General features: G+C 58.0%; 12 protein-coding genes. 6 read left to right on the forward strand and 6 right to left on the reverse strand.

Annotated features, from left to right (window positions below; all coding sequences use genetic code 11):
• Window positions 1-25: 25 nt before the first annotated feature.
• Complete coding sequence (locus tag PY649_RS25020; RefSeq protein ID WP_285871520.1) at window positions 26-1,918, reverse strand: peptidylprolyl isomerase; 1,893 nt, start codon at window positions 1,916-1,918, stop codon at window positions 26-28.
• A 180-nt stretch (window positions 1,919-2,098) separates the two neighbouring features.
• Between PY649_RS25020 and PY649_RS25025 the strand changes: the two genes are divergently transcribed.
• On the forward strand, window positions 2,099-2,380 hold the full coding sequence (locus PY649_RS25025) for a hypothetical protein (RefSeq protein ID WP_285871522.1): 282 nt from the start codon (window positions 2,099-2,101) through the stop codon (window positions 2,378-2,380).
• Between the two features lie 16 nt (window positions 2,381-2,396).
• Here the strand turns inward: PY649_RS25025 and PY649_RS25030 are convergent, their stop codons facing one another.
• The 5 genes from PY649_RS25030 to PY649_RS25050 all read right to left on the reverse strand — a co-directional run bounded on the left by PY649_RS25030 (window position 2,397) and on the right by PY649_RS25050 (window position 9,763).
• On the reverse strand, window positions 2,397-2,888 hold the full coding sequence (locus tag PY649_RS25030; protein WP_285871523.1) for a hypothetical protein: 492 nt from the start codon (window positions 2,886-2,888) through the stop codon (window positions 2,397-2,399).
• Window positions 2,889-2,929: 41 nt separating this feature from the next.
• The gene (locus PY649_RS25035; RefSeq protein WP_285871524.1) at window positions 2,930-4,291 is read right to left on the reverse strand and encodes an HlyD family type I secretion periplasmic adaptor subunit; all 1,362 of its coding nucleotides are present in this window, start codon (window positions 4,289-4,291) and stop codon (window positions 2,930-2,932) included.
• 5 nt (window positions 4,292-4,296) lie between these two features.
• Window positions 4,297-6,639 carry a type I secretion system permease/ATPase gene (locus PY649_RS25040; protein WP_432761401.1) on the reverse strand — a complete coding sequence of 781 codons (2,343 nt, stop codon included), beginning with the start codon at window positions 6,637-6,639 and terminating at the stop codon, window positions 4,297-4,299.
• Between the two features lie 25 nt (window positions 6,640-6,664).
• On the reverse strand, window positions 6,665-8,701 hold the full coding sequence (locus tag PY649_RS25045) for an autotransporter outer membrane beta-barrel domain-containing protein (protein WP_285871525.1): 2,037 nt from the start codon (window positions 8,699-8,701) through the stop codon (window positions 6,665-6,667).
• Window positions 8,702-8,854: 153 nt separating this feature from the next.
• Window positions 8,855-9,763, reverse strand: a complete 909-nt coding sequence (locus PY649_RS25050) for a fibrinogen-binding protein (RefSeq protein WP_285871527.1) — start codon at window positions 9,761-9,763, stop codon at window positions 8,855-8,857.
• 1,050 nt (window positions 9,764-10,813) lie between these two features.
• Here PY649_RS25050 and PY649_RS25055 point away from each other — a divergent pair.
• From PY649_RS25055 to PY649_RS25075, 5 genes are all read left to right on the forward strand, one after another.
• Window positions 10,814-11,608 (forward strand): helix-turn-helix transcriptional regulator, encoded by a 795-nt coding sequence (locus tag PY649_RS25055; RefSeq protein WP_285871528.1) that lies wholly within the window; start codon window positions 10,814-10,816, stop codon window positions 11,606-11,608.
• Window positions 11,609-12,211: 603 nt separating this feature from the next.
• Complete coding sequence (locus PY649_RS25060; protein ID WP_285871531.1) at window positions 12,212-13,837, forward strand: glycosyltransferase family 2 protein; 1,626 nt, start codon at window positions 12,212-12,214, stop codon at window positions 13,835-13,837.
• A 264-nt stretch (window positions 13,838-14,101) separates the two neighbouring features.
• Entirely contained in the window at window positions 14,102-14,566 is a 465-nt protein-coding gene (locus PY649_RS25065; protein WP_285871532.1) for a MarR family winged helix-turn-helix transcriptional regulator, read from the forward strand.
• Window positions 14,559-15,794 (forward strand): HlyD family secretion protein, encoded by a 1,236-nt coding sequence (locus tag PY649_RS25070; protein WP_285871535.1) that lies wholly within the window; start codon window positions 14,559-14,561, stop codon window positions 15,792-15,794. The genes PY649_RS25065 and PY649_RS25070 overlap by 8 nt, the downstream gene beginning before the upstream one ends.
• The gene (locus PY649_RS25075) at window positions 15,787-17,331 is read left to right on the forward strand and encodes a DHA2 family efflux MFS transporter permease subunit (protein ID WP_285871537.1); all 1,545 of its coding nucleotides are present in this window, start codon (window positions 15,787-15,789) and stop codon (window positions 17,329-17,331) included. The genes PY649_RS25070 and PY649_RS25075 overlap by 8 nt, the downstream gene beginning before the upstream one ends.
• The last annotated feature ends 36 nt before the right edge of the window (window positions 17,332-17,367 follow it).

Raw genomic sequence — 17,367 nt, forward strand, 5'->3', positions numbered from 1 at the left:
CGGCTATCGATCCTCCCGACCGGGCCTAGCGAGACATCGCCTGCTCGGCGAGGCTCTGATTGACCGTGACGCTATATTTGGACTGCAGGTCGCTGACCATCTGGTCGAGTATGTCGTCGCCGGCGGCATTCGCAATCTGGGCCGCCTGCTGATCCCCATTGCTCAGCGCGTCGGTCGTCGGATTGTCATTGACGTCGGTGACCTTCAGCAGGATCTGCGTCGTATCGTCAGCGCCGACGGCATAGGCGACCGTGTCGACAGGACCGGAGAAGGCGGCAGCGACACCGCCACGGCCGAGAACCGGGTCGTCCGTCGTGCGGGTGACGTTCGTCTTGCTTTCGACTGCGATGCCAAGGGGCGTAGCGATGTCGGCAAGCGATTTACCCTTCTGCGCCTCCTGCTTCAACTCGGCCGCCTTGGCGGCGAGCGCAACCTTCTGCTGCTCGGCGGTCCAGTCGGCGACGGCCTTTTCATGCACCTCGGCGAGCGGGCGATCATGATCGGGCGTAATGTTCAGCACGTCGTACCAGACGTAGCCGTCATTGCCGATGGTCACGGGTGCCGTATTGCTGCCCTGTTCGGCCTTGAAGACCTCTGCCAGCAATTGCTGCTTGGCGGGCAGGTCCTTGACCTCGTTGCCACTCTGGTCGAGGCCGGTCGCATCGATCGCATCGATGGTCACCATCTTCAGCTTCAGTTGCTGCGCAGCTTCCTGAAGCGACGCACCGGAGCCGCGCAGGTCTTCGAACTTGTCGTGGACGTCGGTGATTTCATTGGCGGCATTGTTAAGCGCAATCTGCTTGCGGATGTCTTCCTTGACATCATCGAAGTTCTTTGCCGTTTCAGCCTTCACGCTGGTTACGCGCAAAATGACCGGACCGAACGAACCGTCGACGACGGGCGTCGTGCCGCCTTCCTTGGCGACGGCAAAAGCTGCGTCGGCAATGGTCTTGTCCGGAACCTGATCCTTGGTGAAGGTGCCGAGCAGTACGTCGGCCGGCTTCTTCCCCTGATCGGTGACCAATTGATCAAACGTCGTTCCGGTCTTCAGCGCGTCGGCGGCGGCGTTGGCGAGATCCTTGTTGGCGAAGGTAAGCTGTTCGATCGTGCGCGTTGCCGGCGTCGTGAAGCTATCCTTGCGCTTCTCGAACTCGGCACGAACCGCGTCGTCGGTCACGCTTGCCGGATCGGCAACATCCTCGGGCTGCAGTTTCACATAGGCGATCTTGCGGTATTCAGGTGCGCGGTACTTCGACTTGACGCCATCGAACCACTTCGACAGCACGTCCTCGGCCGGCGCCTTGATCGGGTCGATGTTGGCGTTGGTCAACAGCAGATAATCGATGCTGCGGTTTTCATCATGATATTGCTTGACGGCGTCGACCAGAACCTTCGGCGCGGTAAAGCCATTGGAAACTGCCTCGACGATCTGGCTGCGGACCGCAACCTTGCTGCGTTCCTTGATGTAGTCGTCAGGATTGATACCGCTGTTGCGCAGCAAGCTCTCGAACTTCTGTCGGTCAAAGCCGCCATTCAGCGCCTTGAATGCCGGATCGTCGCCGATAAGCTGGGCGAGGCGATCCTGCGACAGGCCGAGATTCATATCGCTGGCAAGCTGGTCGAGAGAGGCCCCGGCAACAAGCTGGGCGACCGTCTGCTGTCCGATGCCGAAGGCACGCGCCTGTTCCGGCGTGATCTGCGTTCGCAGTTGCTGGCTGATGGCCTGGATCTGACGACGATAGGCGAGCCGGAATTCGTTGGTGCCGATCTGCTGATCGCCGACCGTCACGACGGTGCTGCTGCCGCTGCCGCTGATGAGCGATCGTTCGACCCCCCATATGCCGAAGGCTGCCGCCAGAATAAGCATCAAGCCCTTGGCAACCCAGGTCTGGGCGATTTTTCTCAACACATCGAACATCGGTAGGCAAACCTCGTCATCAACACCGTCTTCGCCCACAGGCAAAGTAATCGGAGTTCCTTAGAACAATCCGAACCGGAATTGAAGAGCTACCAAGGAAATCACGTGGAAGGGAGTCGTTGCTCCGGAACCTTTACCCAGGATTGACGTTGAAAGCTGAGGTAAATGAAGGAGCCGACGATGGCCGAAACGAAATCCGCTTCCGCCCAATCCGCCTCAGCACAGGCACACGCTGAAACCGCCGTCGAAGATCTGACCGCACAGATCGCCGCTCTTCGAGAGGACCTGACGAAGCTCTCCCGTAGCATGGCCGCGGTTGGGCAGGGCGCAAAATCCGTCGTCACCGAGGAAGCGCAGGAACTAACCGATGAACTGCGCGAAAGGGTTCGCCGGGAGCCGATCTTCATGATCGCGGCCGCAGCCGGCATCGGTTATCTGGTCGGCCTTCTTAGCCGCCGCTAGGCGCGCCGGAAGCGAGCTAAAGCTCGTCATGAAAAGTCGGGCTGGCACGGATGAAGATCCAGAGCGCCTTGCTGATCTCGACGATCTCCTTGATCGAGTTCTCCAACCTCTCGATTTCGCGTAAGTCCAGTTGCTCGACCTTGCCGTATTTGACGTGGCGGTCGTCCTCCACCAGGCGCATGAGCTGGGTGCTGGAGATTTCGCCGTTTTCGTCGAAGGAATAGATGCAGTGATTGTATTTGTTGCGCATCTTCGATTCCCGCTTCAGGCGGCCCATCAGCTCCAGCACGGCACGGCTGTCTTCCGCCGGTGTTGACGACAGTTTCGCCAGACGCTCAACCAAATCGATGCGCGCGCGTGTGGTGTTCAGAGTCAGAAAGACGATGATGGCCGCGTCCTTCTCCACCTTCAGCAGATGCGCGATGATGTAGATCAACAGGCTTTCGGTATTGGTCCAGACATAGTTCAGGCGGCCGACGCGAAGCAAGATATCGGACATTGCAGGCATGGCGCGGTCCTACACTGAACTGGTCAAAGGTACAAACACACTCATCGCTCCCTGAAGGCGCGCGACATACTGTCGACCACCGGCTTGGAGAGGTATTCGAAAAAGGTGCGTTCGGACGTCTGGATCAAAATATCCGCGGGCATGCCAGGTACCGGCTTGAAGCCCGGAATGCGCTTGATCTCCTCACTCGGAATCTGGACGCGAACGACATAGACATCGCGCTGCGTCGAACCGGAATTATCCTCGATCGAGTCGGCTGAGACATAGAATACCTTGCCGTTCAGGACCGGCGTCGTGCGCCGGTTGAGGGACGACAGGCGGATGGTGGCCGCTTCGCCTTCACGCAACTGGTCGATCGAGGTGCGCAGCACCTGCGCCTCGATGATCAGCGGAACATTGTTCGGCAATATTTCCATGATCGGCTTGCCCGTGGTGATGACACCGCCGGCCGTATGATAGTAGGAGCGGATGACTGTACCGCCGACCGGCGAGCGAATGACTGTGCGGTCGAGCACGCCGGCTGCCTCACGCACCTGTTCGCGCACACTGTCCAGATCGGATTCAGCCGTTTCCAGTGCGTCGAGCGCCGCCTGCTTGTTGGTGTTGATGGCGATGATTGCTTCCTGGCGGTATTTGGCCACCTGGGCTTCGTTCTCGTTCAGCTCTGCATCGATGCGGGCAAGCTCGCCCATCGCGTCCGCCACCGCGCGCTGTACGGCCAGAAGGTCGGTGCGCCTGACGACGCCCTCTTTCGCAAGCTTCTCTTTCGATTCCTGTTCATCAGTCAAAAGGCTGAGCTGCGTCACGAAGGCCTGCCGCTGACCCTGATATCCCTGTGTGCGATATTCGAGCGAACGGATGTTCTTTTCGATAAGATTGAGTTGCTCCTGCAATTTGGATTGCTTGCTGTGAAAGACGACAACCTGGCTCTGGATCAGGGAGGTTACATCGGGATCGTCGGCCTCCGCCGTAACGATATCGGGGACCTTGAATTCCTCATTGCCCTCGGCTTCGGCTCTCAACCGGGCAACCACCGTTTCCAGCCTCAGCCGTCTCAGCTTCAGCGCCCGATCGTTGGCAAGGGCTGCCGTAGGATCGAGGGTGAGCAGGATGTCTCCCTCTTGCACGACCTGGCCCTCGCTCACCATCAGGTCCTTGATGATGCCGCCCTCGAGATGCTGGATGATCTTGTTGTTGCCGGTGGCGACGAAACTACCCTGGGCAATGACCGCAGACGCGATCGGCGCGGTGGCGGCCCAGTAGCCAAAACCGCCGAAAGAGGCGAACAGGATTGCCAGACCGGAGATGCTGTAAAGCCTGATCGATCGCGGCACCTCGCTGTACCATTCGAGTTGCCCTTGTTCGCGGTCGTTCTTCTTTTTGTCTTTGTTGCTCGTGAACATGGCGCTCACCCCTCGATCCTCGATGGCGGTCGGCTTCCAATCTCGTGTTTCGGCTTGCCACTCAGCGTATTCAATACCTGGGTGCGCTCACCGAACATGGCGACCGATCCGTCCTTCAGAACCAGGATCTTGTCGACACACTGCAGCAGGGCAGGGCGTTGGGTGATCGTCACCGTGGTGATGCCCTGTTTTTTGGCGTGGAGAAGCGCGCGGGCAAGGGCCGCCTCGCCGGCGGAGTCGAGATTGGAATTCGGCTCATCGAGAACGACAAACTTTGGATTGCCGAAGAAAGCGCGGGCAAGCGCAATGCGCTGCTTCTGGCCGCCGGAAAGCGGCGCGCCGTCGGCGGCGACCACCGTCTCATAACCCTGCGGAAAAGTTGCGATCAGTTCGTGCACATCGGCAAGAACGGCCGCCTCGTAGATCAGCCGATCTTCGACGTCGTCTCTCATACGGCCGATATTGGCCTTGATCGTGCCTGGAAAGAGCTGCACGTCCTGAGGCAGGTAACCGATGCTTTCACCGAACTGGCGTTGGTCCCAATTGCGCAGGTCCATCAGATCCAGCCGGACATTACCGGAGGTCGGCAGGATCGAGCCCACCAGCATCTTGCCGAGCGTCGTCTTGCCGGAACCGGAATTGCCGATGACGGCGAGCGATTCTCCCTTCTTCAATGAAAAAGAAATGCCGTTCAAAATGACGCGTTTCTGCGGCGGCGGGACAAACAGAATGCGCTCCACGTCGAGCCGTCCTTCCGGGTTGGGCAGGCGCAGCCGCGGGAAATTCAGCGGCGAATTCAACAGAAGCTGCTTGATGCGGCCGTAGGCGGCGCGGGAATGATTGAATTGGTTCCAACCCTCTATCGCCCCCTCGATCGGCGCCAGCGCTCGGCCGGAGATGATCGATGCAGCAATCACCATGCCGCCCGTCAATTGGCCGGAGAGCGACAGATGCGCGCCCCAGCCGAGCAGGGTGACCTGGGTAATCAGGCGGCAAGCCTTGGTAAGACCGGAAAAGACGATGTTGCGGTCTTGGGCGGCCACCTGCGACTTCAGCGATCCCGCAGTTTCGCGGCCCCACATCTTTACGGCTTCAGGGATCATAGCCAGCGCATTGATGATCTGCGAGTTGCGCGCCATGGAATCAAGATGGAAATTGGCGCGGCTGACGAAGGCGTTGGCTTCGGCAAATTGTTTCGCCGTCATTTTCTGATTGAGATAGGCGATGCCGAACAGGACGGCGCAGCACATCATGACGATTATGCCGAGATGTGGATGCACCAGATAGACGACGACGACGAAAAGCGGCATCAACGGCGCATCGAGGAAGGCGAGCAGCGTGCCCGAGGTCAAAAAGGACCGGAGCTGCTGCAGATCGGCAAGCGTCTGGTAGTCCCGACCGTTGCCGTTCAATGACGCGCGGGCGGCGGCGCTCAAAATCGGCGCGCCGAGCTGAACTTCCAGTTCGACGGCCGTGCGCATCAGGATAAAGCGGCGCACGGAGTCCAGGATGACCTGCAGGAGGATAGCGCCGATGACGGCGATGGTCAGCATGACCAGTGTATCGATCGAGCGGCTGGTCAGCACACGGTCGGAAATCTGGAAAAGATAGATCGGGATTGCCAGGACCAGAACATTGATCGCCAAAGTGAAGACCATCACGATCAGCATGTTGTGCTGAACGACGGAAATGCCCTTATGCAGGCTAGCGGCGAAATTGATCGGCTGGGTGCTGCGCTTGTGGAAGACGCTGCCGTCATTGCCTCCTCCGCCGCTGCCCTTGCTGCTTTCACCATCGCCAACATGACCGCCGCCCGCAGGCGGCCGGCGCTCGTTCTCACGAACTGGACCGGGATCGTTATCGATCGTGCGGGCCAACGGCTGAGCGTGAGTCATCTTAATTTCAAGCTTGGGTGCCTCGGGTTCGGGCGTATCGGCCTGCGGCGGCTCGGTCGACGGAGCGGCCTCAGGTGAATCGATCACAGGGACCAGATCAATGTCCGAAGCAGGCGACACCCGCCGCATCTCGAGGTCGGTCGCAGATGCGGCGGGGCCGCCATCAGCCTCCGTCACCACAGAAAGCTCCACGGAGGCGAGCTGGGTCGTCGTGTCCACCATGCTTACGGATGGTGCGTCCAATTTCGGCGGATCGGCAGGAAAGGCTGGCGCTGGTGCCGCAGCCGTCTTGGACCCGCGCCGCAACCGCTTCAGGCTCTCCACGGCATTCTCGATGGCCGCCATATAGGACGCGGTGTCGCGCTCGACCGCCTGTTCGTCCTCGCCGGAAGCCACGGATTTCAGGTGCATTGCCCGGCTTTCAGCCATGCTCAGCGTTGAAATCTGGTTCATCGAAGCACCCTCTAACTGTCTCCGGCTACGTGACGGTCTGCATGACGTCGCCTACGGCGCCGTTGTGCCAAGACATGTCGTGGCCGAGATCGATGGTTCCATCCTGCGTGGTTTGCGCCTGCGTCGTTTGCGGATCGTGATTGTCCAGAAAGGCGATCGCTTCGTTGGCCAGCGGGTGACTTTGCTGGTTCGCATCCGTCTGGCCATGGTCGACCAGCCCGCCCTGGATTAGGACGGTATCGGAATAGAGATTGCCGGCGAGATAGGTCGTATGGCCCGCGCCGGTATAGTCGGTAATGTTTGCGATATTGACCAAGGCGTTGCTGCCGGTGTCGATCGAGACCGTGGCATTCTGGTTGTTCGCGACTACATCGCTTGCGACCCTATGCACAATGTCGGAATCCCCGACGACGTTGATCTGCTTGATGATGTTGACGTCGAAGAAGTTGCCGGTGATGTAAAGAACGTTCAGCGCCTCTTGACCGGCGAAGTTGGGGTTGTGGGCAAGCCCGTCCGGAATTTCATTGTTGTGATCCTGGATATTCTTGACCGTATCGTTGACGAAATCGGGCATCGAAGCGAAACGATCGGAGAGCCCGACATTATTGATCGAGGCGAGATTCCAGAGCAGGTTGCCGCCGGTTTGAACATGGTCGCCGGCTTGAGTGCCCGTCACCACGTCATTGTCGTAGAGCACCGATATCTGGCTGATCGAATTGATGTTGAACGCATGGCCGCCCACGATCATCAGATCGTACTGCGTACCGAGGCCGAAATAGGAGGCGAGGTTGACCAACGTATTGCCGCCGGTCAGCAGCGTCGTCTCGGCACCGGTGGTCGTCACCCGCATCGTATCGTTGTCCGAGAGGAAATTATATTGCTCCGTCCAGTGCAGGAATGAGACGTCGCCCTCGACGACGCTGACGTGCCAGAAGCTCGGGAAAACCGAATTGCCTTCGTCGGTGTGGTGGTCGGGTGTAGAGGTCGCCTGGAACTGACTTTGTTCGAAACTCGCGATGTTCCTGCCGATCGTCAAAGCGCTCTGCGAGGACTGATCGTTATTGCCCGAGACGCAATCGACTTTATCGTTGTCGCTGTAGATATAGCTCTGTGAAATCGCATTGATGGAATGATAATCGCCCATGACGGCCATGACATGCGAAATCACATTCGTGTCGATGATGTTGACGAGGTTTGCGACGACATTGCCGCCGGCCTCGATATTGAGAGAGTTCGGACCCGATCCCGTCTGATGAACAGTTCCATCTGTCGTTTCGGCCTCCGGCTTTTGCGCGGCGAAGCCGCGAGCGGGCATGGAGTCTTCAAGATTTGGGACGCTGGAGACCTGCACCCCGTTGACAAAGATGCCGTCAAGCTGATTGCCGGCAATCGCAAAGTAATGGCTTCCGTCGGGAGCCTGAATATCGGCGCCGCCGTTCTCCTCGATGGTTTTTGCAAATGTGTGCAGATCGTCGTTGATCCTGATCACGCCGTCAGTGCTCTCCGGCTGCCGGATAGCGGAAAACGGTGAGAGCTCCTCGGCTTTCACGGTCGCCTGCCCCAGCCAGTCGTAGACGTCGGAGACATCGCGAACGATGTGATGGGAAGAATTCGTCATGTCGAGCACGTCGTCGTCGCGCAAGACATTGGCCTGCACCAAATGAGCGGTCTCCGAACCTGGACCCACGAACATGTCGAGCTTACCCGACAGAGCGACGGGCTGGAGCTCGATGTCGGTGGGGCGATGAATGACGGAAATCTCCACCGGGGCGCGGCTTTCCGGATCGTATACACGCGCATGATAGGGATCGTGGTGTACGGGCGAGTAGCTGGAACGAAACTCATAAGGCGAGGCGATGTATTTCACCTCGGGTGCATAGTCGACGGTCGTCAGATCGGAAGAGAAGTCGTCCTTTGTTGCGGCCGGGTCCGACTGTTCCTCCGGTTTGTCCTCCGGCAATGTTGCATCGGTGTAGCTGAGGCGCAGGCGCAAATCCTCGATTTGCGTGTCGAAGAGCCCGATGAAATGGGCGATGATCTCCGATATTTTTTCCACATGCATGACCTGCCCCCCACTTTTCGGAAACACCTGGCTTACCTGGGTCGATGCCGCCGCCGACGGCTCTCATTTCAGGGAAATCCAGGCTCAAGCCACGGCATGTGCACCGGCCTGTCCTCCGGCCGGTGCACGAAACGCGCGGCTCTCGCTTCGAAATCAGGAGTGGCTCGTGGTGGTCACGTGATGATCGCCGCCGACGGCTATATCCGCTGTGTTGGTGAGCAGATTGGCGCCCTGGACCACTTCCTGGTGGAAGCCGGAATTGTTGATGATGGCGGAAGAATCCGCTGTTGCCGTGCCGGTCATGTCGTGGCCTACGCTCGGCACTCCATTCCAATTGAAGGTCGGGTCGAGGGCGAGGCCGTCTGCATGGGAATGGCCACCGTCTGCTGCCAGGTTGATACTGGCACCCTGGTTCTGCATCCGCACATCATAGGCCTGATCCTGATCGGCGAGATTGTTGGCTTGAACCAGACTGAAGCCGGTATCATTGCCACCGCCCAGCGCGTTATTGAGCACACCATCTATATTGAGATTGAACGAGTAATCATCCCCGAGATTGAAGGTCAGATCATGGCCGGCGACGCCGAGATTGCCGACATCATGGACATCCTTGATCGTTCCAAAGTCGTAGTTGGAATGCGTGCTGGAGTCGCTGTAGGAGTAATTGTCGCGGTTGTTACCGTTGTTGTTGGCCTCGGTGTGGACATCAGTATCGGTCTTGCTAATGGCCTTGTAATTATAATCGTAGCTGTTGTCGCGATTATCACCATTATCCTTGATATTGGTCGTTACCTGATTGTCGTGGTTTTGATCGTAGCTGTTGTCACGATTGTCGCCATTGTTGGTGTTGTCGCGATTGTCGCCGTTGTTTTTCACGTCGACATTCGTATCGGTGGTATTGGTATTGTTGCTGTTATTGGTATTGGCGACGCCGACAAGCCCGGTCGAACCGTCATCCACCTCCGTCGAATTGACGGCACTGGTCGCGAAACCATCCGCCAGCGCGCCGGCCTTCAGGTCGTCCTCCGCGCTGACGTTCGCGATATCAAAATCAGGAGACATCTTCCATTTCCTCCGAATGAGGAGGCCGTCCCGGAAGTCCCTCTCATCTAAACGGGATCTGCTCGCGACGGCCCCAACTCTGTTAGTGTTGCGGCAGGTGTACGCACTACAAGTCTACCGTCAAAACCGGCCTGTTGGTTCAGACCTGGCCCATTGGGATTTGCGACTACGCAAAACAAAAACGCAAATCCGCCTTTGCGCTCAGTGTGAGCGTCAACGCCTTCTGCTTTCGACCGTCTCTAGAAATTTGGGGGGAGGAGGTTGACCGGGAACGCGAAACAAGAAACCGGATTGCCGTTGCCCCAAAATTCCGCGGTTGGTGCGGAACAGTGGAATTCTGACCGAAAACAACACGAGCTCATAGATACCAATTCGGGCTACCGCTCTGTTTCAGCTCCACAAATGGGATTTCATCGTATGGGCACGCAGGATTTAAGGCGCTGTTGTCACTCAATTTTTTCGGATTTCATGAGACAGCTGCAGTCCTGTCCGCATCACGTAGCGTATCGCCCGCTCGTGCAGTCTTAATCCGTCCGACTTAAGCGGCCGCGAATTGTCGCGATGCACTTAAGTAATATTTTACAAATCTAACAAAGTCTAAAACCGTTGCAAAAATGGATCATTTTCATGAAATTTCAAAATGTAATAAAAAGTATATCGACGCTTATTATGCTTTGAGCCAGTGTTCGGTTGATAGAGTCGTTTATTGATAAAGTGACCGAGTTCGGACGGTTAGGCAGCGGCATAGTTGCAGGCAAAAACCACCCTAGGTTGGCCAATTAAACAGAAATGTCCGAAAATGTGCAAAACTAAGCACTAAAGCAGCACCCAATTTACCCAAATTCCCACATTCGTGACAATATTTAACGCTTTTGCCGCAAAACTAACCCCTTTGGGCAATTTCCAATTACGATCGCATGGGTTAAAGTAGTCTACATTAATTAAGAAGACTGCATGAACAGTCCTATCAGGGCACGATGCTCATAAAAAAACATTCCGGCAAAAAAGCGGGTTAACAAGACATGGCTGCGAGCTTTGGGGGATGCACAAATGTACATCGCAAGCGTAAGAACAGGGGATGCTGAAGACAATCATAATATCATAAACCTGAGAGAGACTATCGTCGTACTGGCGGATGCCGATCTCTTTTCCGAATGCCTGGTGCAGACTTTGGGTGCCAGGTTTGCGGCTTACGACATCGTTAGCATTACTGACTCGAAGGCACTTCAGGGCAATGTTCTGGAGGGCGTCAAATTGATCCTGCTCTACCATCTTCAATCCGAGGAGATGCAGGATACTCTGCATGCAATAAGGGCAAACTCACCCGGAATATCGATCGGGCTGGTCGTCGAGACCATCGATCTGCACGATCCATACGTCGCCAGACTTGTCGAGGGGCGAAATATACACGGCGTTCTGCCGCTCAATCTGCGCCTCGATGTGTTCATGGCAGCGATCGACCTGCTGATGAAGGGTGGCGAACACTTCCCCTCGGCGCTGCTGCGCCGGCTCTCTGGGGACGGGCCACATGCCAGCCAGCCGCTCTATCAGGCACAGACACGTTTTGCCAATGGCCATAGACCCTATGAGGATACTATCGCCATGCGCAGCGGCAGCCTGCAGGCGCTGACCACGCGCGAGGTCCAGATATTGGATCTCATTTGCAAGGGGACACAGAACAAGATCATAGCGGACCAGCTCAGCCTGTCCGAGAACACGGTCAAAGTTCACGTCCGCAACATCTACAAAAAAATGAACGTCCGCAATCGAACGGAAGCGGCCTCACGCTTCTTCAACTCGGACAACGGGCTGGATCGCGATCCGTCACGTCGTTGGCGAAACTGATCCACATCTAGGAATTGAGAGGGGACGGCCGTTCGCGACATCGTGGGCGGCCGTTTTCTGTTTGTGCGGTTCCGGCTGGCTACCTCTCCCGCGCCGTATAGCCGGAGGCCTGATCGAAGGCGCTTACTCGCCGCGCCATCTCCCTAGTAGTTGCGCTTACCCTGCCGCGCAGGCCGCTCATGAAAGCGGACTACGTTCTATGCACTAAAAGGCCATTAGCTCACCTGCAAAATAGCTATTTAGTATAGTTTGCCTAATCATCCATCAAAAATCCGTTGACGTAGCGTAAAGTCGTTTTATCATCACCTCATAAAGCAAGTTATTATGCGATTCGACGCTAAGAAGAATTGGGGAATTACACGAATTATTACTGCGAATAAATTTACGTTACTCTTCTCACACAATGTATTTTCAGTACAACGTGCGGCTCCATAAGAACCGTTAGTTGAGTAAGGGCAGGGGAGGTGTTGTGCGTAAATTTGTTCCCGTGGATGGCGATCCCTACTCCTCGAAAGGGTTGCCATCCGCCCCTCCGCATCACTGAAGTGGCTTTTGTCAGCGGTGGAGCACCACCACACTTTCTTTTGGTCTGGAGGTGACGCCATGAGCAAGGTCCGCGCTGCCAAAGCTGCTGCAATCGGCATCAACGCCATGCGTCAGCCGTCCGTCAAACCCGCCGATATCGGTCCAGCGACGGAGCGGGTATTCGAGGGCAGGGCGCGCTTTGCCAATCTGATCGGTATCGCCCTCTGGACGGCGACCATGACCTTCTTCTGGCTGTGGTGGCTACGCGGCGATCATATCATCGGCTGGCCTTCCTATCTGTTGGTGACGCTGCTCCTGGTCTGGATCACCGGCCTGCCGGCCTATTTCATCTTCATCATCCATGATGCACGGCGGATGCCGCAGGGTGGCGGGCCGTTGCCGGCTGGGCGCATCGCTTTGGTCGTCACCAGAGCGTGTCATGAACCCCTCTCTGTTGTGCAGGCGACATTGCAGGCAGCGCTCGATCAGGTCGGCTGCGACTTCGATGTGTGGCTGATCGGCGCGAATCCCGACCTGGAAATGATGAAATGGTGCATGGAGCACGGCGTCTTCACCTCCACGGCGCCCAAAGGCGTCGAGGCCTCATCGCCTTGCCGGGAGGCCATTCTCACGTCTTTCTACGATCGCTTCGGCTACGAACGATATGATTTCGTCGCGCAACTCGACGCCGACCATTTGCCCGACAAAACCTATCTGCGCGAAATGATTCGACCGTTCCGCGATCCCGGTGTCGGCTATGTCTCGGCGCCGGACATCAGTGACGTCAATGTAGCGTCGAGCTGGGCTGCGAGGGGCAGGCTCTTTGCCGAAGCCGGCATTCGAGGCTTGCTGCAGGCCGGCTACAACAATGGCTGGGCACCTCTTTGCACTGGCGCGCATCGCGCTGCGCGGACGGCGGCTTTGAAAGAGATTGGTGGACTCAAGCCGGAACGCGAGGGAGGGCGTTCGACGACGCTCGCGATGAATGCCGGCGGTTGGCGCGGAGTGCACGCGCTGGACGCAATCGCGCATGGCAACGGTTCAGCGACCTTCGCCGACCTCATGGCACAGGAATTCGACCAGTCACGCAACCGGGTGACGGCCCTGCTGCAGTATTCGCGCCCCTATCTGCCGAAACTGCCCGGATGGTTGAAATTCCAGTTTCTATTCTCTCAGCTTTGGTATCCGCTGTTCTCTTTAAGCTTGGCTGTCATCTTCACGCTGCCGATCATGGCGCTCCTGACCGGCCATAGTTTTGTCGATGTCACCTATCCCGCTTTCCTGCTGCATTTCCTGCCGATAGTCGGCGCATTGATCGCGTTGGCCTTTATCTGGCGGGCGACCGGCACATTCCGGCCCGCCGACGCCAAGATCGTGAACTGGGAGAACACGGCGTTTCTGCTCCTGCGCTGGCCCTGGTCGCTGATAGGCACGGCAGCCGCGATTCGCGATTATCTCACCCATGCTTCAAGCGGTGTGCGCGTGACGCGCACGGAGACGGCGGCAGCACAAGCGCTTCCGCTTCGCGTCGTTGCGCCCTATATCGTGATCAGCCTCGCCTCTGCGTTGGCAATGGCCTTCGCCGTGGCTCCGGAAGCTGCCCCAGGCCTCTTTGTCTTTGCCACCATCAACGCAGTGATCTACGCAGCACTGATTGTGCTGATCACCGTCCGGCATGCGATGGAAAGCACCGTTTCCCGTTAGGTGCCGCTCGTTCATCTGAACGCGCGAAGGTCGCGGGTCTTTGCATCCGGAGCATCTTTTCTGCTTGCAGGTGACTTCCACCAGCAGGCTCGTATCCGGCCGCACTCATCGCACCCCCCCACGCCACTGCGACATCTTTGCGACACCCCTGCGACATTTTCGACGATCTGCACCAGATCGTCTTCAGACCCCTTGTATCGCATGCTCACTTACTATATGTGCCGGTATTATAAGGTTGCTTATGAATAGCAGGCTTCTTATATCATGAATGCGACACCAACTCTCGGCTTTCTCCTGCATGACGTTGCTCGGCTCCTTCGGAAGCGGTTCGAGCAGCGAGCTAAAAACATGGGATTGACGCGTTCGCAGTGGCAAACGCTCGCCTATCTCTCGAACAATGAGGGGATTCATCAGGCAGGCCTTGCCGAAATATTGGAAATCGAGCCGATCACGCTGGTGCGAATCCTCGACAAGCTGGCCGAACGCGGCCTGGTTGAGCGTCGCCAGCATCCGAACGATCGCCGAAGCTGGCTACTTTATATGCGCGAGGAAGCTCGGCCTTTGCTCGACACCATGCGCAGCATAGGTGATCAAACCCGCAAGGAGGCACTGAACGGGGTCTCTTCCGAGGATCACGAGCGCCTTTATCAATTGCTTACCCTTATGAAAACGAACCTGGTCCAGGCCTGCCGCGCGACGGTGGCCGACAAAGAGACAAATCATGGCTGACGCATCCAATTCGCTTCGCGTACCCGCAAACGCAAATTCCGCCAACGAGCAGACCGCAATCGAACAGAGCCAGGGTGCTGTAGCAGAGGCACCGTCTTCCAATCCTGCGCCGGCGCCCGCCGGGGCCGGCGCTGCCGCTCCGGTTGCTCCCGAGAGGCCGCGCAAGCGCCGCAGCCCGACACGGCCGATCCTCTTCGCGCTACTGCCGGTCGTCCTCGTCATAGGTGGCTACTACTACGTCACCGGCGGGCAGATCATGTCCACGGACAATGCTTATATTCAGGCCGATATGGTCGGCGTTTCGACCGATGTTTCCGGCACGGTGATTTCAGTCGACGTGCATGACAACGAGGTGGTGAAGAAAGGGCAGGTGCTCTTCCGCCTGAAGCCCGACTCGTTCCGCATTGCGCTGGAAGGCGCACAGGCCCAACTCGGCGCCGCCCGCAACCAGATCCTGAACCTGCAGGCAAGCTACAAGCAGGCGCTCGCCGAAATCGCGCAGGCGCAGGCAGATATTCCCTATTTCCAGACCGAATTCGACCGTCAGCAAAACCTGATCAACAGCTCGGTCGCCTCCAAGGCTGCCTATGATCAGGCCAAGCACAATCTCGATGCGGCGCAGCAGAAGGTCTCCGTAGCCCAGGCGCAGGCAGCAACGACACTTGCGCAGCTCGGCGCCGATGCCGACCAGCCGGTCGAGCAGAATCCGCTTTATCTGCAGGCCAAGGCAGCCGTCGACAATGCACAGCGCGAGCTTGACGATACGATCGTGCGCGCACCGTTCGATGGCATTACCGCCAACGTGCCTTCGCTGCAGGTCGGTGCCTATCTGAACGCTTCGCAACAGGGTTTCTCGCTGGTTTCCACCACCAATATGTGGATCAACGCCAGCCCGAAGGAAACCGAGCTGACCTATGTCCGCCCTGGTCAGAAAGTTTCGATCTCCGTCGACGCCTATCCGGGCGTTATCTGGAAGGGAACCGTCTCGAGCATCGCACCGGCCTCCGGCGCCAGCTTCTCGCTGCTGCCGGCGCAGAACACCACGGGTAACTGGGTGAAGGTCGTGCAGCGCATTCCGATGAAGATCAACATCGACGACACGAACGGCAAGCCGCCGCTGCGCATGGGCATGAGCGTCGTCGCCGATGTCGATACCGGTCACGCCCGCGGTCTGCCCGATGCCATCGCAGGTCTTCTGGGCAAATCCCACGGTCAGGACAATGAGTAACGCTGCCGCAGCTTCACCCGTCGGCCCAATCGCCAATCGCGGCGCCATTACCGCCTGCGTCATCCTGGCCGTCATCATGCAGGCGCTGGACACCACCATCGCCAACGTCGCTCTGCCCCATATCCAGGGCGACGTTGCGGCCAGTGCCGACCAGATCAACTGGGTTCTGACATCCTATATCGTCGCCGCCGCGATCATGACGCCGCCGTCGGGTTTCCTCTCGGCCAAGTTCGGCCGCAAGCGCGTGCTATTGGTCGCGATCGCCGGCTTCGTCGTCGCCTCCGTCCTCTGTGGTCTCGCACAGTCGTTGAACCAGATCGTCGGTTTCCGCCTACTTCAGGGCCTGTTCGGCGCAGCACTCGTGCCTCTGTCGCAAGGTATTCTTCTTGATATTTACAATGTCGAGGAGCGGGGCAAGGCCATGGCGCTGTTCGGCGTCTCGGTCATGGTCGGTCCGGTGCTCGGGCCGGTCATTGGCGGCTGGCTGACGGACAACATGACCTGGCGATGGGTGTTCTACATCAACGTGCCGATCGGCGCGCTCGCCTTTGCCGGCATCGTAGTCTATGTGATGGAAACCAAGCGCGACGCGCTCGCCAAGCTCGATCTCTTCGGCTTCGGCATGTTGTCGATCGCCATTGCCGCCCTGCAGCTTTTCCTCGACCGCGGCGAACAGCTGGACTGGTTCTACTCTGGGGAGATCATCATCGAGGCCCTGGTTTGCGCCGGCGCCTTCTATCTCTTCCTGGTGCATACTTTCACGGCCGAACGATCCTTCGTGAACCCGAGATTGTTTTTGGACCAGAATTTCACCGTCAGCATGCTGTTCATCTTCATTGTCGGCGTCACCTACCTGGCTTCGCTGGCGCTGATGACACCCTATCTGCAGACTTTGATGGGCTACCCGGTCGTTACCGCCGGCATCGTCATGGGCCCGCGCGGCGTTGGCACGATGGTGTGCATGTTCCTTGTCGGGCGGCTGATCGGCAAAGTGGATACGCGCTGGCTGCTGTTCGTCGGCCTCGCCTTGACCGCTTGGGCAATGTACGACATGACCGGCTGGACACCCGATGTCTCGCAATGGACGCTGGTTTCGGTCGGTTTCGTCCAGGGCGCAGGCCTCGGCTTCCTCTTCGTGCCGCTGACGACGATCGCCTTTGCGACGCTGCCGGCGCACATGCGCGGCGAGGGAACCGGCCTCTACAATCTTTCGCGTAACATCGGCTCGAGCGTCGGCATCTCCGTTGTCTCGGCGCTGATCACCGAGAACACCCAGGTCAACCACTCGACGATCGCCGCCTATGTAACGCCGTTCAACCACGCTTTCGACGCGACGGTCGCCCAGGCCGTCAGCCCGCTCACGATGGCAGGCCGCGCCGCGCTCGACGGCATGATCACCACGCAAGCGACCATCATCGCCTACATGGACGATTTCAAATTGCTGATGCTGATGTCAATCTGCGCCATGCCGCTGCTTGTGCTGCTACGCAAGCCCAAGGCCCCGCCGGCGGTCGACCACAGCATCGCGATGGAGTAACCGCGTAGGCTTTCCAGTTTCACTACGCGGTAGCAT

Origin of the sequence: Rhizobium mayense (assembly GCF_030272705.1) — a bacterium.
Lineage (GTDB): Bacteria > Pseudomonadota > Alphaproteobacteria > Rhizobiales > Rhizobiaceae > Rhizobium > Rhizobium mayense.